This window comes from Saxibacter everestensis (assembly GCF_025787225.1).
GTDB lineage: Bacteria > Actinomycetota > Actinomycetes > Actinomycetales > Brevibacteriaceae > Saxibacter > Saxibacter everestensis.
The window spans coordinates 2502445-2525581 of sequence record NZ_CP090958.1 but is presented as its reverse complement, the minus strand read 5'-3'; the positions used below and the strand labels follow the sequence as shown (position 1 = coordinate 2525581).

The window sequence follows — 23137 nt, the reverse complement described above, 5'->3', positions numbered from 1 at the left end:
GTCGAGGCCATGCGCGCGGCCTACGCGCCGTACTCACGGTTTCCGGTGGGCGCTGCGGCGCTCGTCGATGACGGCCGGCTCGTCACCGGCTGCAACGTGGAGAACGCGGCCTACGGGGTCACGCTCTGCGCCGAATGCGGCCTGGTCTCGGAGCTGATCCGCTCCGGCGGCGGCAAGCTGACCGCGTTCGTCTGCGTCGACAAACACGGCGAGGTGCTGATGCCGTGCGGCAGATGCCGTCAGCTGCTCAGCGAACATGCCGCGCCGTCGCTTGTGCTCCGCACCGTGTCAGGGGACCGGTCAATGGCCGAGGTGCTGCCGGATGCCTTCGGGCCGGCGAACCTTCAGTAGGACGAAATTGCGAGGATGACTGTTATGTCTGAGGCATTCGACGTTGTCGACATCATCAGGACCAAACGCGACGGCGGTGAACTCACGCCGCTGATGATCGAGTGGATGATCGACGCCTATACCCGGGGAATTGTCGCCGAGGAACAGATGTCGGCACTTCTGATGGCGATCTTCATCCGCGGAATGCACCGGGCCGAGGTCGGCGAGTGGACCGCGGCGATGATCGCCTCCGGAACCCGCCTCGACTTCGGTGACCTGAGCCGAGACGGCAGGGCACTAGCCACGACGGATAAGCATTCCACCGGCGGCGTGGGTGACAAAATCACCCTGCCGCTCGGGCCGGTCGTTGCCTCGTTCGGTGTTGCGGTGCCGCAGTTGTCCGGCCGGGGACTCGGCCACACCGGCGGAACGCTGGACAAGCTCGAATCGATCCCGGGCTGGCGTGCCGATCTGACTACGGCGGAAATGTTCTCGCAGCTCTCCGACGTCGGCGCCGTGGTGTGCGCCGCCGGGGCGGACCTGGCCCCGGCGGACAAGAAGCTCTACGCGCTGCGCGATGTCACGGCGACTGTCGACTGCCTTCCGCTGATCGCGTCGTCGATCATGAGTAAAAAGATCGCCGAGGGCACCTCTTCGCTGGTCCTCGACGTCAAGGTGGGCAGCGGGGCCTTCATGAAGGATGCCGAAGACGCCGCCGAGCTGGCCCGCACCATGGTCGGCCTCGGGCTCGACGCCGGGGTTTCGACAGTCGCGCTGCTTACCGATATGTCCACCCCGCTCGGTTATGCCGTGGGAAACGCGATCGAGGTCGAAGAGTCCCTGGAGGTTCTCGCCGGCGGCGGCCCCGCGGACGTCGTTGAACTCACGATCGCGCTCGCTACTGAAATGCTGAGGGCCGCAGGCAGGCCGGATGCCGATCCCGCGGCGGCGCTCGCCGACGGCAGCGCGATGGATGCCTGGCGGCGAATGATAGCGGCGCAGGGCGGAGACAATGCTGCTCCGCTGCCGAAGGCGGGTGAAACCGACGTGGTGCTCGCAGAACGAGATGGCTACCTGGTCCGGCTCGACGCTCTAGGGGTTGGGGTGGCAGGTTGGCGGCTCGGTGCGGGTCGCGCACGCAAGGAGGACAAGGTGCAGGCCGGCGCCGGTGTCAGGCTGCATGCGAAGCGAGGGGACTATGTCCGGGCTGGCGAACCGTTGATGACGCTGCTGACCGACACTCCCGAGAGCTTTGCTCGGGCCCGCGAAGCACTGGATGGCGCGGTGGAGATTTCGGACGTACAGCCGGATGCGTCGCCGCTGATCCTTGACCGGATCGGATAGCGGGGTTTTGGCCGGCTAGGTGGTGCCTTCGCCACCTCGGATGCCGGTGCACGTAGAGTTGGCGTGTGACTTCTCATCCACGTTTTCCCACTCCGTTCGGCGTCGATCCGCACGATCCCCTTCTCGCTCTTCCGAAGGTCTCTCTGCACGACCATCTGGACGGTGGCCTTCGACCGCAGACGATCATTGAGCTGGCTGACGAGATCGGTTACCAGCTACCCAGCAATAATGCCGGCGAACTGCAGCTGTGGTTCCGGGATGCCTGTGACTCGGGTGACCTGGTCCGCTACCTGGAAACGTTCGATCACACCACGGCCCTGATGCAGACTCACGCGAACCTGCACCGGGTGGCCACCGAATGGGTGCTCGATCAGGTGGCCGACGGCGTGATCTACGCTGAAGCCCGCTGGGCGCCCGAACAGCACCTGGCCGGGGGGCTATCACTCGATGAGGCCGTCGATGCGGTGCAGGCCGGGCTTGACGCCGGGGTTGCCGAGGCCGCGCTGGAGGGTAAGACCATTGTCGTCGGCCAGCTGATCACGGCGATGCGTCACGCCGATCGAAGCGTCGAGATCGCCGAGTTGGCGCTGCGCCATCGCGATGCGGGAGCCGTAGGCTTCGACATCGCGGGGGCCGAGCTCGGATTCCCGGCATCCAACCATCGTGAGGCATTCGAACTTCTGCACCGGGAGAACTTTCCGGTGACGATTCACGCCGGCGAGGCTGACGGGGTGTTGTCGGTGTGGGAGGCCGTCCAGCTGTGCAATGCCCAGCGGATCGGGCACGGAGTCCGATTGATCGAGGACTGCGACCTGAGCGACCCGGGTAATCCGAGGCTTGGCCGGCTGGCCCAGTGGGTACGCGACCGGCACGTGCCGCTTGAGCTGTGCCCAAGCTCCAATGTGCAAACCGCTGCAGCGCCGTCGATAGCGGAACACCCGATCACCTGGTTCAAGAATCAGGGCTTCACGGTGGCGTTGAGCCCGGATAACCGGCTGATGTCCGGAACGTCGATGACCCGGGAAATGCGACTGTTGATGGACGAGGCCGGCTGGGACCACGACGATCTGCTTTGGGTAAGCGTCAACGCGCTGCAAAATGCGTTCCTCGACCTGCCGGACCGCGAAGCACTGCTCGACGAGCTCCTGCTGCCGGGCTTCGAGGGATCCTCGGTCTAGCGAGGTTCACATCATGTCCACCGAACCACCTGTTGATCGCCAGCAATCTCCGACCCCGGCTCGGCGTCCGTTCCTGCTGGTGATCATCGTCGCAATCGTGGCGCTTGAGGCCGGCGCTATGCTCGGGGCCGCGGGCTGGCTGATGTATTCGCTGGTCACCGCCCCGACCACATCGGTGTCGTCGGCTATCGCGCTGTTCGTGCTGGTGCTGGTGCTTGGCGTTGGGTTGCTGTTCGTTGCCAGGGCATTATGGCAGGGTCTGCGCTGGCCTCGCGCCGCGGCGATCGTCTGGCAGCTGCTCGTTGCGTCCGTTGCCATTCCGACCATGACCGGCGGCCAGCCGGGCCTCGGAATCGCGCTGCTGATACCGGGCATTGTGGTTGTCGCGGGGCTGTTCGTCCCCTCGGTGGCCGCGGCGACGCGCGGAACTCTCGGCTCCCGGAAGGTGCTGTAGCTAGGCAGGCTGCTGCGGTTGCCTCGTGGCTGCTGGCTCGCTTCCGGCAAGCTCCGAGCCATCACTTGGCCAATGCTGCGATGGCCACCTCAGGGCTCCCACAGCGCTAACTGGATTGGCTGCGGAGTCCGGCCGAGCGCCAGCAGGCCGCGGCCGGGAAGCTGCGCGCCCGGCGTCCCGACTCTGAGCCCCAGCACCTCGCCGTCGGCATAGCCGGACGGGTTCAGCAGGATCCCACTTCGTCCTGCGCGCATGGCGGGCACGAGCCCGCTATAGCCGCCGCCGAGAAGTGAGCTCACGCCCGCGCATACGATGCAATCCCGCGCGGGTTTCAACGATGTGCTCCCTGTGACCAGGCGATCGAGCAGCGCGGTCTCGATCTCCCGCGGCACGGTCTCCAGGTCGTCCACCAGATACAGGGTGCCCGGCGCGGCAGTGGCAATTGCCTGGGCCGCTGCTACGACAGGACCATCGCCGAGGCTCAGACCGGCCGTCTCGGCGAACTCCTGCAGCGCTCCTTCGGCATAAGCCAGACACAGTATCGTCCGCCGCTGGGCCACGGCCTGTTCGGCGATCACCGCCAGCGCATTCGATCTTCCCGAGCCGCGGGGCCCCGCGATCAGCAGAGTGCCCGGCCTGCGGCCCGGATCCCAGCGAGCGCACGCCAGATCGTCCCCGCCAACACCGAGGACGATCGGCGTGGGGTCGATTCCGGATGACGCTTCCTCCGCCGGCGTAGCCGGCAGCAGGGCTCGTAGCAGGATCCGGTCCGGGAGCGGCCGAACCCTGAACGGTTGCCGCATCCCCGGCTTCGCGGACCTAGGTGGCGCCGCCGAATAGGCCCCGTCGTCGATGGCCAACTGCACTTCCAGCGGATCGGCCAGGTCGAAACCTCCCAGTGGGCCAAGCAGCAAAGCTCGGCCCGGTGGCATTGCTGCCGGAATGTGCGCGGAGGGGACGCCCATCAGCAACAGATCAGCCCGGTCAGCCAGCCGGAGCAGCAGCCGGGCAGGGATCAGCGAGGCCAGGCGAGAGGTGAGCAGCGATCGTCCTCCGGTGACCAGCACGCGGACGCCGGCCGCAATGCCGTCCCGGACCAGGTGAATCAGCACGTCGACCGGCCGCCCGCCGTCCAGCTGCTCAAGTTTCGCCGACAAGGCTTCCCATCCATCGATGATGAGCAGAAGATATGGCAGCGAGGCATCAGCCGCCCGCTGGAACTCGTCAATCGTGGTGACTTGGTGCGCGTTGAATAGCCGTCGTCGGTCGCTGACCTCCTCCGAGAGTCGCTGGAGCAACCTGGCCAGCCTGGTGTCATCGTCCAGAGTGACGATTGCGCCGACGAAGGGCAGCGCCTCCGCCGCCCGGAGGTCGTGCGTGGCGTCGAGAATGTAGACGTGGGTTTCAGGTGCGTTCGGCCGGCCGAGCCGGGAGAGCACCGTGCGGACGCAGGACGTGCGGCCGGTACGTGAGGTTCCGGCAACGATCAGGTGTCCGTCGTGTGGCAGATCCCAGTGCAGGGGCGGCTGCGCTGCCAGCTCCGGGCAGTCGGCCAATCCGATAGCAAGCCCGTTCGATCTGCCATCCTGAGCATCGGCGGGCAGATCGTCAGTGGAAACCCGAGCGGGCAGCGGCGCGAGCCAGGGACCGGCCTGCCGCGGGATTTCTTCCGCTGCCCCGGCAAAATCAGTCGGATCCACCGGAGCCTGGGCAGACGTGGCTGCGGCGCGTTTCAGAAACGCAGCCCAGCCCAGCCCGAAATCGGCCGTCGACATCAGCCGGACGGATGGTGAATCGTCGGGGACAGCAGCGTCGTCTGCGCCAAAGGCTCGGGCAGCATGGAACTCGATCAGCGGACCATTTCCACTCCGGATGAAGCCACGGCCAGGCTGGTCAACCCGAATCCGGGCGGCATCGGGTGCGTCAAGCAGGTCGGCCGAGTCGGCTGCATCCCGAACCCGAAGGGCAATCCGAAGATTCATGTTGGCTTTCATATCGGCGTTGACCGCCCCAGCAGGACGCTGGGTCGCCACAATAAGATGTACGCCGAGCGACCGGCCCACGGCAGCCAGCCGGACCAGCCCGGAGATCAAATCGGGCAATTCATCGGCCAGCACCCTGAACTCGTCGATCACCACAACCAGCCGGGCAACCCGCGGGCTATCGGGCTGCCTTAGCCTTCGGTAACCGTCAAGGTCGGCAGCACCGAACTCGGCGAACAGCCGTTCACGCCGTTTCAGCTCGGCCCGCAGCGAGCGTAGCGCCCGCCCGGCCAGCTGCGGATCCAAGTCCGTGACTGTGCCGACAGCGTGCGGAAGCCGACTGCACTCGCTGAAGGCTGAGCCACCCTTATAGTCGATAAGCACGAATTGGAGTTCGTCGGGACGGTTCACGGCGGCCAGGGCGAAGATTAGGCTTTGCAGGAACTCCGACTTGCCCGAGCCTGTCGTGCCCGCGATGACTGCATGCGGACCATCCCTGGCCAGATCGATGCAGACGGGTCCCGTCTCACCCAGACCGAGTGGCACCCGGGTGGAATACGGCGTTGTGTTCCAACGCCGGGTCAGACTGAGCCGATCACAGCGGAGCAGCGTGGACAGCGACGCCGATCCCGTCCGGTCATCGCCAGCGTGATCGGCGCCAGCGCCGGTTCGGCCCAGCGACCGGGCAGCCGTTTCCGCGACATCTGATCGTAGCAGGTCGAGGCTGATGCCGCTGACATCCCGGAGGCACGAGAGGGCGCTGTTCAGGCCGACAACCGCTCGGTTCTGCCGGTCGGACATGCCCTGCTGGTTAGGCACGCTGCGGTACTCGAGTTCCGCCCCGCCATTGCTCCGGTAGGTCAGGCGGTCGGCAGACAGGATCGGCTCCGGCTGTCTGGGCGCCAGCACCACGATGTGCCGCCGCTCCGGATGTTCTTCCTGCCATGCCGATGCAGCGGACAGTACGCCCTGACTCTCGCCTTCACTTTCGATAAACATAACGACACGACGGCCAGGATCATCCAGCGTACGAGCCACGGCCACGGCCGCACCGACCGAATCTTCCCGCGCACAACGGGGCAGCCATCTCGCCCACTCCCAGTTGCCCGGATCCGGTGCGGCGATCACGAGCCACGCGCCGACCGCGCTGAGTTGGACGATCAGGGAACTGGCCAATCCGACGCGGGTCTGGTTATCGGCGACGATAAGCAGCGTCGAGCGGAGCGTGACGCCGACCGGCGCCGAGCAAATCGCAGGACGCCATCGAGTGCCCCCGGGCCGGTACTTGCCGGAATCTGGCTTCGTATCCTGGGGTGGCGACCCGGGAAAATCGGGCACTGCGCCGTCGATCTCGACCCGGGACGGAACTGTCGCCAAACCCAAACGGAATTGCGGCTCCGGCGCCGTCAAGCCGCAATTCTGAGTGGGAACAGCACCGGCGGCCAGGCCCGCGCAAAGGGTGGCCAGGTCAGGGAACCGGGACTCCAGGTCGGATCGTTCGTGCCGGAGGACCTGCACCAGGTATCGGCTGAAGGCCTGACACTCCTCTCGGTAGCGCCGTTCGTGTGCCTTGCCGCGCCGCTTTCCTGACCGTCGATCGGACAGAAAGCCAGCGAGGGCGAGAATGGGCGAAACCGCGCACATCAGCAGGAAGAGCCATGACCCGGTAGCCGCCACCAGAACAGCCGCGACGACTAGCGGAGCGATGAGGGTCGCAAGCGTCAGGCTTCGGGGGCGCGGCTGATCCGGTGGTTCCGGGGCCGAAAGGGACGGCGGTGTGGATTCGCCATCTGGCGGCCGGGCAACCTCGGCTATGTGGCTATCGGGCGGTGCCTCCTGCGGCATGTGGTTCTCGGGCAGTGTCTCCTCGGGCAACGGCAGGGCATCCTGCGGCATGGGCGGCATGGGCGGCACTGAAATCGATGCTGAGCCACCGTGGTTCGGGGGCGAGGCCAGCCGAGGGCTGAGCAGCGAGGTGCCAATCCGCAGGGTGGAGCCCAGTGACAGGACCTGCCTGGCGCCGAACCGCAAGGGACAGCCATCGACCAACAACGGCACGTCCCGCCGCGCCGTGGCGATGAACAAACGGGTGGGGGTTTGCTCGACGACGGCATGGCATCGAGAGACGGTGCCGTCGTCGAGCACGATGTCGTTGCTGGTGGCACGTCCGATGGTCAAACGACCCCCGGCCAAGGGAAAACGGGCACCGGCGTTGGGCCCGCCGGTCACCGCGAGTTCTATTCGCTGGGCAACAGCCAGGTCGTTGGGTGAGGCCGGGCCCGCCAAAGTGGCCCCGAGCCGTGTTCGGCCGACGCCTGCTACCGCCCCGGACCCAGTCGATCGGGCTTCCGCAGTGATGGTGTCGCCATCGGCAATAACACCTGCGCTGATCAGCGAACACCAACCGGTGGTCTCGTTGATCGCCGCGCCCGCTTTCGTTGCATCGGCGGAGCAGAAGAACACCGTGTCTTGAGGTAGTTGAAGAAAGGACCGAATCCGTTCCAGAACAACGCCGGCAGTTTCTTGCGGCTCGGCCGATATGGCGAGATCGTGCCGGCTCTGGCTCGTCGTCCGGTCACTAACGCTGATACGTATCCAGCGCACCTGCTGCACTCCTGATCTCCGGCGCTTGTCGTGATCACGAGCCTAGGCCGGCACAATCGAATACCGGCAGGAACCGACAAACTGTGGAAAATCTGCGCTGGCGCCGCGTTGTGACGTCAGGTTCGAACCCTGACGGCATGTTCGAACCCTGACGTCAGGTTCGAACCGCTGACGGCCGGGGATACTAGCCGTCTCGCAGGCTGCCGCGGGCACGGGAGGTCACCGAGATCTGGATGCCGTCGGGAACGAACACGGACAGTATCGCCGGTCGCGCTCGCGCCCGCAGGCTTACCTCCGCGGACACTCCGTCAGTGCTTCCGGTGGGCCTAACCAGGCGGAGAGCTTCAAACCGTGTCTCGGCGTCGGTGCGCTCGAGATAGCGGCGGGCGCCGTGTCTGACGCTGTCGTCGGTCAGCCGGATCGATGGCTCGGGCCCTAGTTCCGGAACGAATGAATCCGCAGCGGCAAGAACGGCGGAATCAGCTACCGACTGCAGCCGCTTCCGTTCGAGATAGACGCTGGAGATGGCGATGACCACGAAGATGATGCTCAGTCCGATGGCGCAGAACCCAATCGCGAGCGGCAGAATCTGTCCGTCATCCGCACCCCGGCAACGATTAGCCATAGCGGGACACCGCATCCGTGTGCGAGTCCCGGATTTCAACCCGTGCCGGCAGCTGCTGGTCCAGCGCCGCGGGCACGCCAGGCAGCGCGACCTCCGCGGTCACCGAGACCGTGACCAGGGCATCATTGCTGTCACAAGCCGGTGAGCAGGACACCCGGATTGTGCGGGGAGCCTGGTCGAGGCCATAGTCTCGCAGCGCGAGGTCGACCAGTTCCTCCGCGGCCCGGTGGGATTCGGCGGAATTCGGCGACCGTGCAAGGAGCCTTGCTGCACCTGATGCCGCCGAACTCACCGCGAAGGAGGCGCCCTGAAGTTGGCCAAGGGCGACGATCAGGTAGATCAATGGCACCAGCAAGATCAGGCCGGCCGCGCTGAATTCGATCAGCGCGCTTCCAGCGTCCTCGGTAGCCGGTCTCATGGCAGTTCTGCTATCGAATGTCCGCTGAGTTGCAAAGCACCGCCAGGACCCAGCAGGCCCACGGCCGGGAACGGTGCCGAGACAGACACCTCAATCAGCCGTACTCCGTCAACGGTGATTTCGCGCGCCCGAACGTCGCGCGCGTACTTCGGCGACAGCGAACTGCTGATCAGTTCCTTCGTCCGAGTCGCTCCGTCTGTTGCTGACTGATCGCCGAGCGCGGCAAAGCGGGCGCCTTCGGCTGCGCAGTCGATCACCGTGTTGCGAACGTGCAGAATCAGGGCGAGCTGAATGACGCCGAGGAACACCAGAACGAGCAGGCCTGAGATAAGGGCGAAATCGGCCACCGCCGATCCGGTGTCGGCGCGTCTAGCCATTGCCTGCCTTCGTGACGCTGCGCATCGCATCGGTGAACATGGTGCTCAGCGCCTCGCCGGCAAGGGCCCATAAAGCTATCACCAGTCCGGCCGTCATCATCGTGATCAAAACCCAGCCGGGTACGTCTCCGCGATCCCGACCTTCGTTGCGAAACAGTGTTTGGCAGAACAGCAATTGCAGTGAATCCGGTAGGCGTTTCATAGTGCGTCCCTTTGCTTTGTGGATTGTGGATTATGGTTTGCTGCCCGCGACTTACGCGGTGCTGTGTTCTTAGGTCATGGCTGCAGGTTGAGCACCGCCATCGAGGGGAAGATCGCGAATACCACGGTGATCGGTAGCACGAACAGCACGACCGGAACCAGCATGGCGATCTCTTTCTTTCCGCCTGCCTCCAATAGCCGACGTCGTCCGGCCTCCCGCACGTCAGAGGCCTGGGACCGGAGCACTTCAGCGAGAGGAGTTCCGCGCTCGATTGCAACGGCTATCCCGTCCACGAACCGGGAAATGCTCTGCACCTCGGCCCGCCTGCCGAATCCGTCGAGCGCCTCGACCAGCGGGGTTCCGCTGCGCGCGTCGGCGAGTGTTTTTTGCAACTCCCGCGACAGTTCGCCGCGGCAGGTCCTGCTCACCCGTTCCAGGGCGCTGACAGGTCCCTCGCCCGCTGTGATCGACAGCGCGAGCAGTTCGGCGATCATCGGAAACTCCGCGAGCATCAGCGATTCGCGATGTTCCACCTGACGGGTCAGCAGGTGGTCCCGGCCGGCGATGCCGCCGAAGACGCCGAGCAGGGCGAGTCCCATCAGCAGGAACGGCGAAAAGCCACGAGCGGCCGAGACGGCGACCGCCAGTGCGATCGCCGCAAGCAGACCGGCGGCCGCCCAGAGCACCTGTTGTGCGCGGAAATGCTCCGTGGTCAGGCCGGATCCCAGCCGTTCAACCCTCCGTCTGACGCTGTTCGTTGCGCCCAGGTGGCGCTCCAGCCAACGCCCTGCAGCCTGTGGCCAAGGTGCGACGAGCTGTGCCAGTCCGTGCCTGAGGTTGGGTGCCGGCCGGTTGAGCAGGCGTGAGGCACGCGGCTGGTCCCGAAGATAGGGCCCGAGCCGATCGTCAAGCGTTGGGCGATGGAATACCGGCAGCCGGAAGATCGTCCATGCCACGCTGAGCCCCAGCAGAGTTCCGCCGCCAATGACGACGACCGGGCTGAATGGAGTGAGCCAGTTCATCGCAGCACCCGGGGCTCGTCCGGCAGGCGTCCCAGTCGCCGCATCGTCCGATAGGCCAGGAACGACGCCACGATTCCGATTCCGAGCAGCAGCGCGCCGCCCTTTGTGTTGTAGGCGACGGCGGCCTCGGGGCGGGTCGAGATCAGGCCGAGGACGATCCACGGCGCGGCGACTGCCAGTCGGGCACCGTTGATCGTCCAGGACTGCCTGGCCTCGAGTTCGGACCGGGTCCGGGCGTCCTCGCGAAGAAACGCAGACAGTGTTCTCAGCATCCGGCCCAGATCGCTTCCGCCGACTTCCCGGGTTATCCGCAACGCTTCGACGATTCGATCGGCGACCGGGTCCGCCATCCGGAACTTGAGTGCGTCGATCGACAGGATGAAGTTTCCGGTGACCCGGTATTCGGTGGCGGAGAACGCGAAGTCTTCGCGCAGTCCCTCGGGACCTCGCTCGGCAAGATTGCCGAGCGCTTCCGGCAATGACAGGCCCGCCCGGATGCCACTGGCCAGGTGGTCGACGGCCTCCGGCCAGAGCTCCCGAAGCGACGATCGCCGTTTCCTGGCCCGATGCCGAACCAGGAACAGCGGAGCGGCCAGGGCGAACATGGCGAAACAGGCGGTAATCGTCGGCGAGCGGGTGATCGAGAATCCGGTCAGACCGGTCAGCAAGCCGAAGCCGAGGCAGATTGCAAGCAGCCCCGCGGGAGACAGCGCGCTCACTCCCGCTTGCCGCAACAGGTCATCCAGTGATTGACGCCACCTGGGTGCGGCACGCTGTCGACGTAGTGACGGTGCCCAGCACGACCACCAGATGGCGAACAACCCAGCTCCGCCCAGTAGTCCGCAGAGTACCGACGCGGTCGAGTGGCTGATCATGGCGTTGCCAGCAGTTCGGAGAGATTGAAGCCGGCATCAGAGAACCGGCCCGCGTGTGTGGGAAAGCCGTCGGCCCGAATCAGCCGGCCATCGACGGAGGTGAAGATGGTTTCGGCCTCCACGGTGTCGTTCTCCACCCCGCCGGGTACCGAGAGAACCTCGGACACGCGGCGCTGCCCGTCCGCTTCCAACCGGCAGTGCACGACCAGATCCAGGCAGCTGGCCACTGCGGGCACCACGAAGCGTGAGGAAATGTTCTCGCCGGCCAGCAGCGGGAGAGTGCACAGCTTGTTTATCGCGTTCCTGGCCGAATTCGCATGCAGAGTCGACATCCCGGAAAGCCCGGAGTTGAGCGCGATTAGCAGGTCGAGGCTTTCTGCTTCGCGGACCTCGCCGACGATGATCCGATTCGGGCGCATCCGGAGCGCCTCTTTGACCAGCTTGCGCAACGCGATCTCTCCGGTGCCCTCCAGCGATGGCTGCCGGCACTGCATTGCCACCCAGTCACGGTTGGGCAGATCGATCTCGAAGACTTCCTCGCAGCTGATCACGCGCTCGCGGGCCGGGATGGAGGCAGCAAGGGTGTTGAGCAATGTGGTCTTTCCAGCCTGTGTCGCGCCGGAGATCACGATGTTGAGTCCGGCTATCACGCTGGCGTGCAGAAACCGCGCAGCGCTTGTGGTCAGCCCGCGGGCGGCGACCAGGTCACCCAGGGTGCGGGTTCGGGCAACGAACTTGCGAATGTTGATCGCGATGTGTTTTCGGGTGATATCCGGCAGCACGACGTGCAGACGTGCGCCGTTCGGCAAGGTGGCGTCAACGAAAGGACTGGACAGGTCGACGCGGCGTCCGGTGGTCTTCAACATTCGCTCCACCAGGTCGCGCACCTGATCCTCGCTCAACAGGGTAGGCGTGAGCTCGGAAATGCCGTTCCGGGAGACGAAGATCCGGCGCGGGTCGTTCAGCCAGATTTCTTCGATGTCGTCGTCGTCAAGATACTGCTGAAGCGGCCCGAGTCCCGCGATGGCGTCAACGACGTGACGGATCGCCTGCTGTTGATCGTGAAGCTGGGGCAGGCCGCCGGCAAGGTAGCGATCGTCATAGTCCGCGACAACTGCCGCAACTAACGACTTCATCTCCGACGTGTCCGTGCGCGGATCCAGGCCGCGCCGGCGCACCAGCTCTCGCACCTCGTCTTCCACGATCGCGATGGCATCCATCCGCCACTCCTAAGGACGTCGAACCTTAGGATGCACACTAGCGATATTTATCGTAGTTTGACTAGGTTTGATCGCAACTTGCGACGATTGGACTGCTTTGTCGGCTTTGCGGTTTTTCTCGGCGTTTCAGCTGTTTTGCGAGTGTTGTGGTGGCTTGTCGCAAACGCGGGAAATGTCTGAATTCACCGCTAGCGGCACTACCCGGGCGCTACTCCGCCACCTCCGTAAGCGGCGTTACCCGACCTTGTCGCTGCGCTTCTTCCGCACGACCTTGAAATCGTTGGTCATCTGCTCGAGCTCCATGCCCTTGGTCTCGGGCACTTTAAGCAGCACGAAGGCGAAGGACAGGGCGGCAAAGAACGCATAAATCCCGTAGGTCAGTCCCAGCGAGGTGTCCCGAAGCATTGGGAATGTAATTGTCACCGCGAAGTTTGCCAGCCAGTTCGCCGCGGTCGAGATTGCCATCGCCAGGCCGCGAATCCGGTTCGGGAACATTTCGCCGAGCAGGACCCACATGATCGGCCCCCAGGTGGCGCCGAAGAATACGACGAAGGCATTCGCCGCGACCAGGGTCAGCGGGCCCCAGGCGCCTTGCAACTCAGGGGTCGGCGCGCCATCGGCTCCCGTGACGATGACCGCCTGCGCGAAGCCGATCGCCATCACGGCGAGGCTCACAGCCATACCCGCCGAACCGATCAACAGCAGTCGCCGCCGGCCGAGCCGGTCGACGAGCGCGATCGCCACGACGGTGACTAGCACGTTGACCACCGAGGTGATCACGGATGCGGTGAATGAGAAGCTCTCATCGAAGCCGACCGACTGCCAGAGCGATGTCGAGTAGTAGAAGATGACGTTGATGCCGACGAACTGCTGGAAGACAGCGATCAGGATGCCGATCCATACGATGGGCAACAGGCCGTACTTCGGGTGCCTGATATCGCTGAACGACGGCTCTGATTCCCGGTCCACCGACTTCCTGATCGCATCGATCCGGGCGGCGACTTGCTCGTCCGTCTCGCCGAGCACGTCCTTGAGGACCTCGCCGGCCTTGGCATCGCGTCCCCTGGCGACCAGGAAGCGCGGTGATTCCGGGATTGCCAGGGCCATCAGACCGTAAATCACCGACGGCACCAGGCCGACAAGGAACATCCAGCGCCAGGCTGCGAGCCCGAACCAGAGATTTTCCGCCGCACCGCCGGCGCTATTGGCAAACCATGCGTCTGAGAGCAACGCGACGAAAATGCCAAGCACGATCGCCATCTGCTGCAGCGACGACAACCGGCCCCGCAACCGGGCCGGCGCGATTTCGGAGATGTATGTCGGTCCGATCACCGAGGCGACGCCGATGCCCAAGCCGCCGATGAAGCGCCAGATGCCCAGGTCCCAGGCGGCGAACGCGAACCCGGATCCGATCGAGGAGACGAAGAACAGGATCGCGCCGATGAACATCACCCGCAGACGGCCCCAATGATCCGCCAGCCGGCCGGCGAACCAGGCGCCAACGGCTGAACCGATCAGAGCGATGGCGACGACGAGGCCGGTGATGAACGCCGAGAGGCCGAACTCGCCCTCGATCGCGTCGACTGCACCGTTGATCACGGAGGTGTCGAAGCCGAAGAGGAACCCGCCGACGGCGGCGGCGATCGAAATAATAATCGCCCGGCCGACATGCGAGTCGCCATGGTCGCTGTACCGGGGATCGTGTGCAGGGTAGAACTGGGGGGTTTGTGGTTTTTCACTCAAGGGAGTGCTCCCAACTGCTGGGTTGTCTGCGTAAAACGCCGCCACGGTCGCAGGCACTAAGCACTGAATCCGGCCTCGGCGAGAGTCGGCCCTACGATACGCCCCTTCCGAACCAAGTGCCGAAGAGCACCCCGGGCACGCGCCATGCATTGGTGCCAGCCGCCCGTGGTGTCGTAATCTCACATATCATGGCCGCTTTTGATTTTGCGCTGGAGATTTCCGCGCTTCGCTCCACATTCCAGTCCATCCGACAGGTGAGCAATGTTGACGAGCTGCGCCAGGAAGTCAGCGAGCTGACTGAGGAGGCTTCGGCGCCCAACTTGTGGGACGACCCGGACGCCGCGCAGAAGGTGACCAGCAAGCTTTCACACAAGCAAACCACCCTTGAGCGGCTGGAAAAGTTCGAAAGCCGCATCGACGACGTCGAGTTGCTCGCGGAGATGGCCGGCGACGAATCCGACGCCGACACGCTCGAAGAGGCCGTGCGCGAGGTGGCGACCTTGAAACGGGAACTCAGCGTGCTGGAGATCTCCACCCTGTTGTCGGGCGAGTACGACGAGCGCGATGCCGTCGTGACTATCCGAGCGGGCGCTGGGGGAGTGGACGCCGCCGACTTCGCTGAGATGCTGATGCGGATGTACTTGCGGTGGGCCGAGGCAAAGGACTTCGGCCGTGAGGTGCTCGACACTTCATACGCCGAAGAAGCCGGACTGAAATCAGCAACGTTCCAGATTTCCGCGCCCTATGCCTACGGGCAGCTTTCGGTCGAAGCGGGCACCCACCGCCTGGTCCGGATCAGCCCCTTCGACAATCAGGGTCGCCGGCAGACGTCATTCGCCGCCGTCGAGGTGGTGCCGCTTATCGAGACAACCGACCACATCGACATCGATGAGAACGACCTGCGCATCGACGTATATCGGTCGTCCGGTCCGGGTGGCCAGAGCGTCAACACAACCGACTCCGCGGTGCGGATAACCCACCTGCCGACCGGGACAGTGGTCTCGATGCAGAATGAGAAATCGCAGATCCAGAACCGGGCTGCTGCGATGCGTGTGCTGCAATCGCGTTTGCTGGAGCTGAAGCGTCGCGAAGAGGAAGCGCAGAAGAAGGACCTGGCCGGCGACATCAAGGCCTCCTGGGGCGATCAGATGCGCTCGTACGTGACGCATCCGTACCAGATGGTGAAGGACCTGCGCACCGAGTACGAAGTCAACAACCCTTCGGCCGTTTTCGACGGCGACCTCGACGGATTCATCGAGGCCGGAATCCGCTGGCGGAAAGAACAACAGCAGGCCGCGCAGTCGGCGTAGCCGGATAGCTGTCTTTGCGCGACACGCGCAAGCGCAACCAAACGCAGGGATTGCCAGGGCAGCACGCAATACACTCAGAACGGTCAGCAGCTGAGTTCGTACCTGTTCTCAATCGGCCGAGCACATCCTTGATCGGGACAACCGGTTTAAGATGCGGAGGCCGTAAAATGCCGTCTAACCTGACCGAATACTTCCCCTGTGATTAGTTTCAAGAAAGTCACGAAAACGTACGACCGTAACGCTCGACCTGCCCTCAAGGACATTTCCTTGGAGGTCGAGCGCGGCGAGTTCGTGTTTCTCGTGGGAGCCTCAGGCTCCGGTAAATCAACGTTCATCCGGCTCGTCCTCAAGGAGGAACGGCCGACTGCCGGCTCCGTTCTTGTCGCCGGCCAGGATGTCGACGCCATTCCGAACTGGAAGGTGCCTCAGCTGCGCCGTAACGTTGGAACGGTGTTCCAGGACTTTCGGCTGCTGCCGAACAAGACGGTCTTCGAAAACGTGGCGTTCGCCCTCCAGGTGATCGGAAAATCTCGCGGCGCCATCAAGGAAACTGTGCCCGAGGTGCTGAAAACTGTCGGCCTTGAAGGCAAAGGCAAACGGATGCCGCACGAGCTCTCCGGTGGCGAACAACAGCGCGTTGCGATCGCCCGTGCTTTCGTCAACAAGCCGGGGATCCTGCTGGCAGACGAGCCGACCGGAAACCTCGACCCGACGACCAGCCTCGGGATCATGAAGCTTCTCGACCGGATCAACCGGGCAGGAACGACCATCGTGATGGCGACGCACGACGACGAGATCGTGGATGAAATGCGTAAACGCGTGGTGGAGCTGGTTGACGGCGAGATCGTGCGCGACGAGGCCTCCGGCGTGTATGGATCGGTGCGATGAGACTTCAGTTTGTACTTAGCGAAATCGGCGTCGGACTTCGGCGCAACTTCTCGATGGTCATCTCGGTCATCCTGGTGACATTCGTGTCGCTGACGTTCGTCGGCGCCGGAGCTCTGCTGCAGATGCAGATCTCGAATATGAAAACCTTCTGGTACGACAAGGTCCAGGTCGCCGTCTACCTGTGCCTGCCCGAGTCCGAGGTTCCGACCTGTGCAGACGGGGGAGTGACCGACGAACAGCGGTCGACCATCAAGCAGGCGCTGGAATCCGACGACCTCAAGCCGTACGTGGCGAACGTCTACTACGAGGATCAGAACGAGGCGTTCACCCACTTCCAGGAGCAGTTCAAGGGCACTTCGCTCGAGGGCACTGTCAACGCAGATCAGCTGCCGGAGTCCTACCGGGTCAACCTGGTCGACCCGGAGAAGTACGAAGTCATCCGCGAGTACTTCGCCTCACAGCCAGGTGTCGAAGAAGTGCAGGATCAGAACGAGTGGCTCGATCAGCTGTTCGCGCTGATGAACGTGGCGACGGCAATCGCGATCGGGATCGCGGTGGTCATGTTGATCTGCGCCATCCTGCTGGTCGCGACCACTATCCGGCTCTCCGCTTTCTCGAGACGTCGCGAGACCGGGATCATGAGGCTCGTCGGCGCCTCGAACTCGTTGATCCAGTTGCCCTTTGTGCTGGAGGGCGTGATTGCCGCGGCGATCGGCGCCCTACTGGCGTCCGGGGCATTGTGGGCGATGTTGCATTACTTCGTTGAGGGGTGGCTGAAACCACGGGTCACCTCGTTCTCGCTGATCGACGGCTCAGACGTGCTTATCGTCGGTCCGCTGCTTCTGTTGCTCGGCATCCTGATGGCCGCGGTTTCCTCCGTTGTTACCCTGCGTCGTTATCTGAAGGTGTGACCATGAAGTTGGCAAAGACAGCTCGTACGGTTCTGGTCGGCTTCATCGGCGTGGCGCTGTGTGTCTCCGCGACCATGGGGCCGGCCGCTGCCGACGCGCGCGATGACAAGGCACGCGTCGACAAGAAGATCGAGAACCTGATGCGGGACTTCGAAGGCCTGAGCAAGGATCTCGCTACGGCCAAGGCGCAGCTGGAAGATGCCGAGGAGAGGCTGCCCGGAGCCAAGGAAGCGCTGGGCGCCGCCAAGGCAGACCTGGCCGATGCCGAGGAGAAGGACGCGATTCTGGCGCAGCGCTTGGGCAGCGCGGAGGCGGCCGAGCGGAAGATCTCCAAAGAGCTGAAGTCCGGCAAAGCCAATATCGAGGCCAACCAGGAAAACGTGTCCAAGATTGCTCGCCGGGCCTACCAGAACGGTGGCGTTTCCTCGAACATGGCGATCATGCTTCAGGCGGCGCAGGGCGATGATGTCGTCTCGGGCGTCTCCATGGTGAGCTCGGCCGTCCGATCGCAGAACCGGGTGATCGCGAAGCTCACCGAGCAGCGCGCGGTGAACCGCAACAACCAGGCAAGGCTGGACGCCATCGCGGTCGAGATCGGCGAGTTGAAGAAGGAATCCGAGGAGAATGTCCGGGTGAAGGAGACTGCGCAGGCAGCCGCCGCGGAAGAGCAGGCGAAGGTCGAGAACATCATCTCGACGCAGACCACTGCCTCGAAGAAGCTGTCTGACAGCAAGGCCCAGACCGAGAGTGACCTGGCCGCAGAGAAGCAGGAACAGGATCGTCTGGCAAAGGAAGTCGACGAACTGATCAAGAAAGAGGAAGCTGAAGCCCGTAAGCGAGCCAAGGAAAACCAGAACAACAACAGTAACGACGGCGGCGGTGGTGGTGGCAACGATAACGGTGGCGGCGGAGGCGGGGGAACGTTCTCCAATCCGGCCAACGGCTATCCGATCACCTCATCCTTCGGTTACCGAATTCACCCGATCACCGGGTCGAAGAGACTGCATACCGGCACCGACTTCGGCGTACCATGTGGCACCCCGATTCGTGCCGCTGCGTCTGGCCGAGTGGTCTCGGCTGGGTGGGGCGGAGGCTACGGCAACCGGGTCGTGATCAGCCATGGCTCGATCAAGGGCTCCCGGATCGCAACGACGTACAACCACAACATCAAGGTGAACGTGTCGGCAGGACAGAAGGTGCGGAAGGGCCAGATCGTCTCGATCTCGGGAACCACCGGATCCTCCACCGGGTGCCACCTGCACTTCGAAGTGATGCGCAACGGTGGCTACGTCAACCCGATGGGTTACCTCTAGACCGGCGACAGCACGCAAGCTCAGGAGAGCACGCAAGCGCGGGCACAGCGCCGTCATCGGATATAAAGATGACGGCGCTTCGCCGTTCCGCGTAATGTTATGTGTTCGTGTCGGCTAGCGGCACTGGTCGATCAAGCCGGTATCGAAGGGAGCTTATGGTGGTGAAAGAAGAAGGCCGCAAGGTAGTGGCGACGAACCGTAAGGCCCGTCATGACTATCTGATTGAGGACACCTACGAGGCCGGCATTGTGCTCAGCGGGACCGAGGTGAAGTCGCTGCGGCAGGGGCGGGCCTCGCTGGTCGATGGATATGCCCTGGTGTTTCAGGGAGAAATCTGGCTCGAAGGTGTGCACATCAACGAGTACACCGAGGGAACCTGGAACAACCACTCCGCGCGACGGCGGCGCAAGTTACTCCTGCACCGCGAGGAGATCGCGAAGATCGCCGGCAAGATGAATGACTCCGGCCGCACACTGGTGCCGCTCCAGCTGTATTTTTCCGACGGCCGGGCGAAGGTTGAGATCGCGGTGGCCAAGGGTAAACGGGAGTACGACAAGCGTCACGCGTTGCGGGAGAAGCAGGACACGCGGGAGTCTCAGCGCGCGATGTCGTTGCGGCAGAATCGCTAGCACGGGCCGGCTGGGCCGGTTAGTCGGCAAGTAAGTCGGCGGGCCGGGTGAGGATTATGACGCCTGACTACTTCGGCTGCTCCTGTGCCCTGGGCCGTTACCGGACGACAGTTGGAATATGACGTGCGGAGAGCGGGTTGTAACCGGTACACTTGCAGATGCACCGCAGTACTGGCCTTCGTGGTCGGAACTGGGTGCCGGTAGGTGGAATATTGGTAAAAGAATATGGGGATGATCGGTTTCGACGTAGGTCATTGCGTCAGGTGAAGCGGGTCGAGAATGCAGAGTTATCTCGTTAACGCCCTCTGCAAACCAATAGGTGCCAAATCAAACCGCACCGACTTCGCTCTCGCTGCCTAAGCGACTAGCGTAAGTCCGTTAGCCCGGGGTCGCTTCCGCTCCGGTAGCTAGCGTCAGCTAGGAAGCCACTGCTTGCGAGTCACGTTACGGGGCTCGCAGGGACTTTTACGTAACTGGGCCCGTCAGCGACTTGTCTGTGTGATCGCTGGGGCCGAGAAAATCATTAGCAGACTGCACCCGGAGAAGACCTGACTAAATGCCAACGGACCCGGGTTCGATTCCCGGCATCTCCACAAATGCATGGTGCGCCCCGGCTGTAAGCCGGGGCGCACCATGCATTTATCGGGTCCAGCAATCGAATGGGCCCACGCTGCGAGTTCTACGAGCAGTAGGGGCTTCCCGGCATGCCAGGGCCGCCGGGAATCGAACCCGTCCGCTGACCCCTGCTTAGCTCTTCGGTAGACCCGGCGGGTTGAGTTCGGACTTCTCGATCGCCTCGGTGCCCAGCCCCCATCGCTTGAGCACTTTCGCGTAAGCCCCGTCGGCGATTGCCTCGTTCAGTACGATGTTGACCGGCTCGGCCAGCCCGTTTCCCTTGTCCGTTGCTGCGGCGATTGGCGCCGTCTCCGGCCAACCGCCGTCGAGCGTTCCGACGAGCTTCGTCCGATTGGTCGAGGCCGCGAGGTAGGCGCCGCTCGCATTCGGGCCGAGCCAAGCATCGGCCCGGCCGGACTGGATCGCGAGGTTTGCCGCCGCCTGATCGTCGTAGTACTGGAAGTCGACCGGCTTGAGACCCTTCTCCTTGTTCTCCTTATCCCAGGTTTGAAGGACCTTCTCCTGATTGGTGCCCGATCCGACGATGATCCGGAGCCCGGCGACGTCCTTCGCCGTCTTGAGCGAATCGACTTTCGAGTCGGCCTTGACGTAGAACCCGAGCAGGTCCTGCCTGTAGCTGGCGAAGTCGTACAGCTCCTTCCGTTCTTCCGTCACCGTCACGTTCGAGGTGACCAGGTCGTATTTGCCCGACTGGATGCCGAGTGGCCAATCCGCCCACGCCGCGGTTTTCAGGTTCAGTTCAAGCCCTAGCCCGTCCGCGATGAGCTGGGCGATATCCGGTTCATTTCCAATCACCGTTGTGTTGTCGTCGGCATAGAAATTAAGTGGCGGCGAGCCGTCCGTCGACGTGACAACCGTGAGTCTTCCAGCTTCGACCGGTTCGAACCCGCTCGCCTTGAGTGCGTCGACTGCCGCCGGGACCTGATCGAGTCGAATCCGGTTCTGGTCCTTGGTCAGATTGAACCTCACCGCGGTAGAAGTTGCGTCGCTGGCTTCCGAACGGTTGCCGGCGATATTAACGACCGTGATGACTGCGATAGCAATTAGTACGGCCGTGGTGGCGCCGACAATAGCGGCTACGGTTTTCTTGCGAAGTGCCATGGTTTCTTCCTTTTTCTGCTCGGATGACTGTTGATCGAATGCTGGATTGAAAAGTGGGAGTGCGGCTGTTTATCAGATGAGAGACCGCAGGTACCCGGACTAGAGGACCTTCGACAGAAAGTCCGCGGTTCGAGGATGGGAAGGAGAGTCCAGAACCTGGGCGGGCGAGCCGGACTCGAGGATCCGGCCGCCATCGACGAAGATCACCCGGTCGGCGACTTCACGCGCGAAACCAATTTCGTGCGTGACGATGATCAGGGTGGTTCCGGAGCGGGCAAGGTCGCGGATCACGTCGAGCACCTCCCCGACGAGTTCCGGGTCCAGCGCCGAGGTTGGCTCGTCGAAGAGCAACACCCGCGGCGAGAGCGCCAGCGCCCGCGCAATCGCGACCCGCTGTTGCTGCCCGCCGGAAAGCTGCCGCGGGTATGCCTCGGCCTTGTCGCCAAGCCCCACCCTGGCGAGCAGCGTGTGGGCGAGATCATTGGCAGCCGCCGTGCTGAGCCGCTTGAGCGCTACCGGCCCTTCGGTGACGTTCTCCAACACGGTGAGATGCGGAAACAGGTTGAAGTTCTGGAAAACCATCCCGACCGCGGTGCGGCGGCCGAGGATCTCCCGTTCGGTCAATTCGTAGAGCTTTCCGTTGCGGTGCTCATATCCGATCAGCTGGCCGTCGATCGTGATCCAGCCCTGATCGACGCTTTCGAGGTGATTGATGGTGCGAAGCAAGGTGGACTTTCCGGAACCGGACCTGCCGAGGATCGCGATCACCTCGCCCGGGTTGACGGTCAGATCGATACCGTCGAGCACCTGGTGGCCGGAGTAACTCTTGCTGACATTACGAATCTCGACTAATCCCGAGGCAGTCATCACTTACCCTCCTTGGTCGGCAGGGGAGTGGGCCTGCCCGGGGTCGGGGGATCGTCCTCGAGCCGGTTCCATTGAATTGCTGTCCAGCGCGCGAACGCCTGGATCGGTGTCGGCGGTAGCGTTCGGGTGGCGCCCCGGGCGAAATGCCGTTCGATGTAGAACTGCGCGACGCTGAGTATCGTCACCACGACCGTGTACCAGACGACCGCGACAAGCAGCAGTGGGATCACCCGGCCGTTGCGGTTGTAGATCACCTGGACGACGTAGAACAGTTCCGATGTCGCCAGCACGTAGACAACCGAGGTTCCCTTGATCAGATCGATGATCTGGTTGAAGGCGTTCGGCAGAATCGATCGTGCCGCCTGTGGCAGGACGATCCGCAGAACACGGCGCCGGATCGGAAGACCCAGGGCGGCAGCGGCTTCGAGTTGGCCCTGGTCGACCGAGAGGATACCGCCGCGGATGATCTCCGCCGAGAACGCGGCCTGATGCAGCGAGAGACCGAGCACGGCGGCCGCGAACGCGCTGACCAGTGTCACGGTATCGAACTGCAGGAAGTAGATGTGGGTGAACGGAATGCCGATTCCCAGCTGGGGATAGAGGTACCCAAGGTTGAACCAGACCAGGAGCTGCACCAGGAGCGGAACCGAGCGGAAGAACCAGGTAAAGCTCCAGGCGAATCCGCCCAGGATGGGGGACTTCGATAGCCGGGCCAGCGCGAGGAGCGTGCCGAGCAACAAGCCGATTGTGCCCGAGACCAAAGACAGCCACAGAGTCGTGCCGAGTCCGCGAAGCACCGCCTTCGCGGTGAAGTGCTCTGCGAAGACGCCCCACTCGTAGAGCGGATTGGTGATCAGCGACACCAGGAACTGCGCGATCAGCAGCCCTCCGATCGCGCTGAAAGTCCATCGCCACCAGTGCTTGGTCTTTACCACCCGAAGTTTCCCGTAGTCGGGCTGGCTTTCCGCGGCAGTTGAGCCAGCGGCGCGGACGGCTCGCTGTGGCTTCGACTGAGTGATATTGGACATGAGTTCTCTCTTAAAAGGGGTTCAGGTGAAAGGCGCACGAAGGTGCGAACAGGGACCGGCCGGCCAGGACCGAAGGGCAG

The 23137-nt window shown here is 63.6% G+C and carries 21 protein-coding genes and 1 other RNA gene; 10 read left to right on the top strand and 12 right to left on the bottom strand.

The features are described from left to right. Nucleotides 1-9 precede the first annotated feature (9 nt). From LWF01_RS12035 to LWF01_RS12020, 4 genes are all read left to right on the top strand, one after another. Nucleotides 10-351 (top strand): cytidine deaminase, encoded by a 342-nt coding sequence (locus LWF01_RS12035; protein WP_432762024.1) that lies wholly within the window; start codon nt 10-12, stop codon nt 349-351. A 24-nt stretch (nt 352-375) separates the two neighbouring features. Continuing rightward, nucleotides 376-1674: a thymidine phosphorylase gene (locus tag LWF01_RS12030; RefSeq protein WP_349637622.1), complete on the top strand. Its 1299-nt coding sequence runs from the start codon at nt 376-378 to the stop codon at nt 1672-1674. A gap of 65 nt (nt 1675-1739) precedes the next feature. Beyond that, nucleotides 1740-2852: an adenosine deaminase gene (locus tag LWF01_RS12025; RefSeq protein WP_349637621.1), complete on the top strand. Its 1113-nt coding sequence runs from the start codon at nt 1740-1742 to the stop codon at nt 2850-2852. 13 nt (nt 2853-2865) lie between these two features. Then, nucleotides 2866-3306: a hypothetical protein gene (locus LWF01_RS12020; protein ID WP_349637620.1), complete on the top strand. Its 441-nt coding sequence runs from the start codon at nt 2866-2868 to the stop codon at nt 3304-3306. Nucleotides 3307-3395: 89 nt separating this feature from the next. Here LWF01_RS12020 and LWF01_RS12015 read toward each other — a convergent pair whose 3' ends face one another. The 9 genes from LWF01_RS12015 to LWF01_RS11975 form a co-directional block, all read right to left on the bottom strand. Continuing rightward, complete coding sequence (locus LWF01_RS12015) at nt 3396-7892, bottom strand: FtsK/SpoIIIE domain-containing protein (RefSeq protein ID WP_349637619.1); 4497 nt, start codon at nt 7890-7892, stop codon at nt 3396-3398. A 184-nt stretch (nt 7893-8076) separates the two neighbouring features. Then, nucleotides 8077-8517, bottom strand: coding sequence for a Tad domain-containing protein (locus LWF01_RS12010; RefSeq protein WP_349637618.1), 441 nt, complete (start codon nt 8515-8517; stop codon nt 8077-8079). Beyond that, nucleotides 8510-8935 (bottom strand): hypothetical protein, encoded by a 426-nt coding sequence (locus tag LWF01_RS12005; protein WP_349637617.1) that lies wholly within the window; start codon nt 8933-8935, stop codon nt 8510-8512. Before LWF01_RS12005 ends, LWF01_RS12010 begins: the two co-directional genes overlap by 8 nt. Beyond that, on the bottom strand, nt 8932-9312 hold the full coding sequence (locus tag LWF01_RS12000; RefSeq protein WP_349637616.1) for a TadE family protein: 381 nt from the start codon (nt 9310-9312) through the stop codon (nt 8932-8934). Before LWF01_RS12000 ends, LWF01_RS12005 begins: the two co-directional genes overlap by 4 nt. Continuing rightward, nucleotides 9305-9514 carry a hypothetical protein gene (locus LWF01_RS11995; RefSeq protein ID WP_349637615.1) on the bottom strand — a complete coding sequence of 70 codons (210 nt, stop codon included), beginning with the start codon at nt 9512-9514 and terminating at the stop codon, nt 9305-9307. The genes LWF01_RS12000 and LWF01_RS11995 overlap by 8 nt, the downstream gene beginning before the upstream one ends. A gap of 74 nt (nt 9515-9588) precedes the next feature. After that, nucleotides 9589-10536: a type II secretion system F family protein gene (locus tag LWF01_RS11990; protein WP_349637614.1), complete on the bottom strand. Its 948-nt coding sequence runs from the start codon at nt 10534-10536 to the stop codon at nt 9589-9591. Next, on the bottom strand, nt 10533-11255 hold the full coding sequence (locus LWF01_RS11985; RefSeq protein WP_349637613.1) for a type II secretion system F family protein: 723 nt from the start codon (nt 11253-11255) through the stop codon (nt 10533-10535). The genes LWF01_RS11990 and LWF01_RS11985 overlap by 4 nt, the downstream gene beginning before the upstream one ends. A gap of 152 nt (nt 11256-11407) precedes the next feature. Further along, the gene (locus LWF01_RS11980) at nt 11408-12631 is read right to left on the bottom strand and encodes a TadA family conjugal transfer-associated ATPase (RefSeq protein ID WP_349637612.1); all 1224 of its coding nucleotides are present in this window, start codon (nt 12629-12631) and stop codon (nt 11408-11410) included. A gap of 234 nt (nt 12632-12865) precedes the next feature. Next, on the bottom strand, nt 12866-14287 hold the full coding sequence (locus tag LWF01_RS11975) for a sugar porter family MFS transporter (protein WP_349640909.1): 1422 nt from the start codon (nt 14285-14287) through the stop codon (nt 12866-12868). A gap of 275 nt (nt 14288-14562) precedes the next feature. On the opposite strand from LWF01_RS11975, the gene prfB reads away from it, so the two are divergent. From prfB to ssrA, 6 genes are all read left to right on the top strand, one after another. Then, on the top strand, nt 14563-15684 hold the full coding sequence (gene prfB, locus LWF01_RS11970) for a peptide chain release factor 2 (protein WP_349637611.1): 1122 nt from the start codon (nt 14563-14565) through the stop codon (nt 15682-15684). Nucleotides 15685-15882: 198 nt separating this feature from the next. Beyond that, a complete protein-coding gene (gene ftsE / locus LWF01_RS11965) occupies nt 15883-16572 on the top strand; it encodes a cell division ATP-binding protein FtsE (RefSeq protein WP_349637610.1) in 690 nt (229 codons plus the stop codon). Next, nucleotides 16569-17483 carry a permease-like cell division protein FtsX gene (gene ftsX, locus LWF01_RS11960; RefSeq protein WP_349637609.1) on the top strand — a complete coding sequence of 305 codons (915 nt, stop codon included), beginning with the start codon at nt 16569-16571 and terminating at the stop codon, nt 17481-17483. Before ftsE ends, ftsX begins: the two co-directional genes overlap by 4 nt. Nucleotides 17484-17485: 2 nt before the next feature. Then, entirely contained in the window at nt 17486-18796 is a 1311-nt protein-coding gene (locus LWF01_RS11955) for a peptidoglycan DD-metalloendopeptidase family protein (RefSeq protein ID WP_349637608.1), read from the top strand. Between the two features lie 158 nt (nt 18797-18954). Further along, nucleotides 18955-19425, top strand: a complete 471-nt coding sequence (gene smpB, locus LWF01_RS11950; protein WP_349637607.1) for an SsrA-binding protein SmpB — start codon at nt 18955-18957, stop codon at nt 19423-19425. Between the two features lie 227 nt (nt 19426-19652). Continuing rightward, nucleotides 19653-20021, top strand: a transfer-messenger RNA (tmRNA) gene (gene ssrA / locus LWF01_RS11945). Nucleotides 20022-20172: 151 nt separating this feature from the next. Here the strand turns inward: ssrA and LWF01_RS11940 are convergent. The 3 genes from LWF01_RS11940 to LWF01_RS11930 form a co-directional block, all read right to left on the bottom strand. Continuing rightward, nucleotides 20173-21162, bottom strand: coding sequence for an ABC transporter substrate-binding protein (locus LWF01_RS11940; protein WP_349637606.1), 990 nt, complete (start codon nt 21160-21162; stop codon nt 20173-20175). Between the two features lie 99 nt (nt 21163-21261). Next, entirely contained in the window at nt 21262-22029 is a 768-nt protein-coding gene (locus LWF01_RS11935) for an amino acid ABC transporter ATP-binding protein (protein WP_349640908.1), read from the bottom strand. Continuing rightward, the gene (locus LWF01_RS11930) at nt 22029-23057 is read right to left on the bottom strand and encodes an amino acid ABC transporter permease (protein ID WP_349637605.1); all 1029 of its coding nucleotides are present in this window, start codon (nt 23055-23057) and stop codon (nt 22029-22031) included. Before LWF01_RS11930 ends, LWF01_RS11935 begins: the two co-directional genes overlap by 1 nt. Between the last annotated feature and the right edge of the window lie 80 nt (nt 23058-23137).

Excerpts from the sequence above, each read along its gene's own strand:
- prfB (WP_349637611.1), top strand. The coding sequence starts at position 14,563 with ATGGCCGCTTTTGATTTTGCGCTGGAGATTTCCGCGCTTCGCTCCACA.
- LWF01_RS12000 (WP_349637616.1), bottom strand. The coding sequence starts at position 9,312 with ATGGCTAGACGCGCCGACACCGGATCGGCGGTGGCCGATTTCGCCCTT.
- LWF01_RS11980 (WP_349637612.1), bottom strand. The coding sequence starts at position 12,631 with ATGGATGCCATCGCGATCGTGGAAGACGAGGTGCGAGAGCTGGTGCGC.
- LWF01_RS12005 (WP_349637617.1), bottom strand. The coding sequence starts at position 8,935 with ATGAGACCGGCTACCGAGGACGCTGGAAGCGCGCTGATCGAATTCAGC.
- ftsX (WP_349637609.1), top strand. The coding sequence starts at position 16,569 with ATGAGACTTCAGTTTGTACTTAGCGAAATCGGCGTCGGACTTCGGCGC.
- LWF01_RS11995 (WP_349637615.1), bottom strand. The coding sequence starts at position 9,514 with ATGAAACGCCTACCGGATTCACTGCAATTGCTGTTCTGCCAAACACTG.
- LWF01_RS11940 (WP_349637606.1), bottom strand. The coding sequence starts at position 21,162 with ATGGCACTTCGCAAGAAAACCGTAGCCGCTATTGTCGGCGCCACCACG.
- LWF01_RS12010 (WP_349637618.1), bottom strand. The coding sequence starts at position 8,517 with ATGGCTAATCGTTGCCGGGGTGCGGATGACGGACAGATTCTGCCGCTC.
- LWF01_RS11935 (WP_349640908.1), bottom strand. The coding sequence starts at position 22,029 with ATGACTGCCTCGGGATTAGTCGAGATTCGTAATGTCAGCAAGAGTTAC.
- LWF01_RS11990 (WP_349637614.1), bottom strand. The coding sequence starts at position 10,536 with ATGAACTGGCTCACTCCATTCAGCCCGGTCGTCGTCATTGGCGGCGGA.
- LWF01_RS12020 (WP_349637620.1), top strand. The coding sequence starts at position 2,866 with ATGTCCACCGAACCACCTGTTGATCGCCAGCAATCTCCGACCCCGGCT.
- LWF01_RS12030 (WP_349637622.1), top strand. The coding sequence starts at position 376 with ATGTCTGAGGCATTCGACGTTGTCGACATCATCAGGACCAAACGCGAC.
- LWF01_RS11955 (WP_349637608.1), top strand. The coding sequence starts at position 17,486 with ATGAAGTTGGCAAAGACAGCTCGTACGGTTCTGGTCGGCTTCATCGGC.
- LWF01_RS11930 (WP_349637605.1), bottom strand. The coding sequence starts at position 23,057 with ATGTCCAATATCACTCAGTCGAAGCCACAGCGAGCCGTCCGCGCCGCT.
- LWF01_RS12035 (WP_432762024.1), top strand. The coding sequence starts at position 10 with ATGCGCGCGGCCTACGCGCCGTACTCACGGTTTCCGGTGGGCGCTGCG.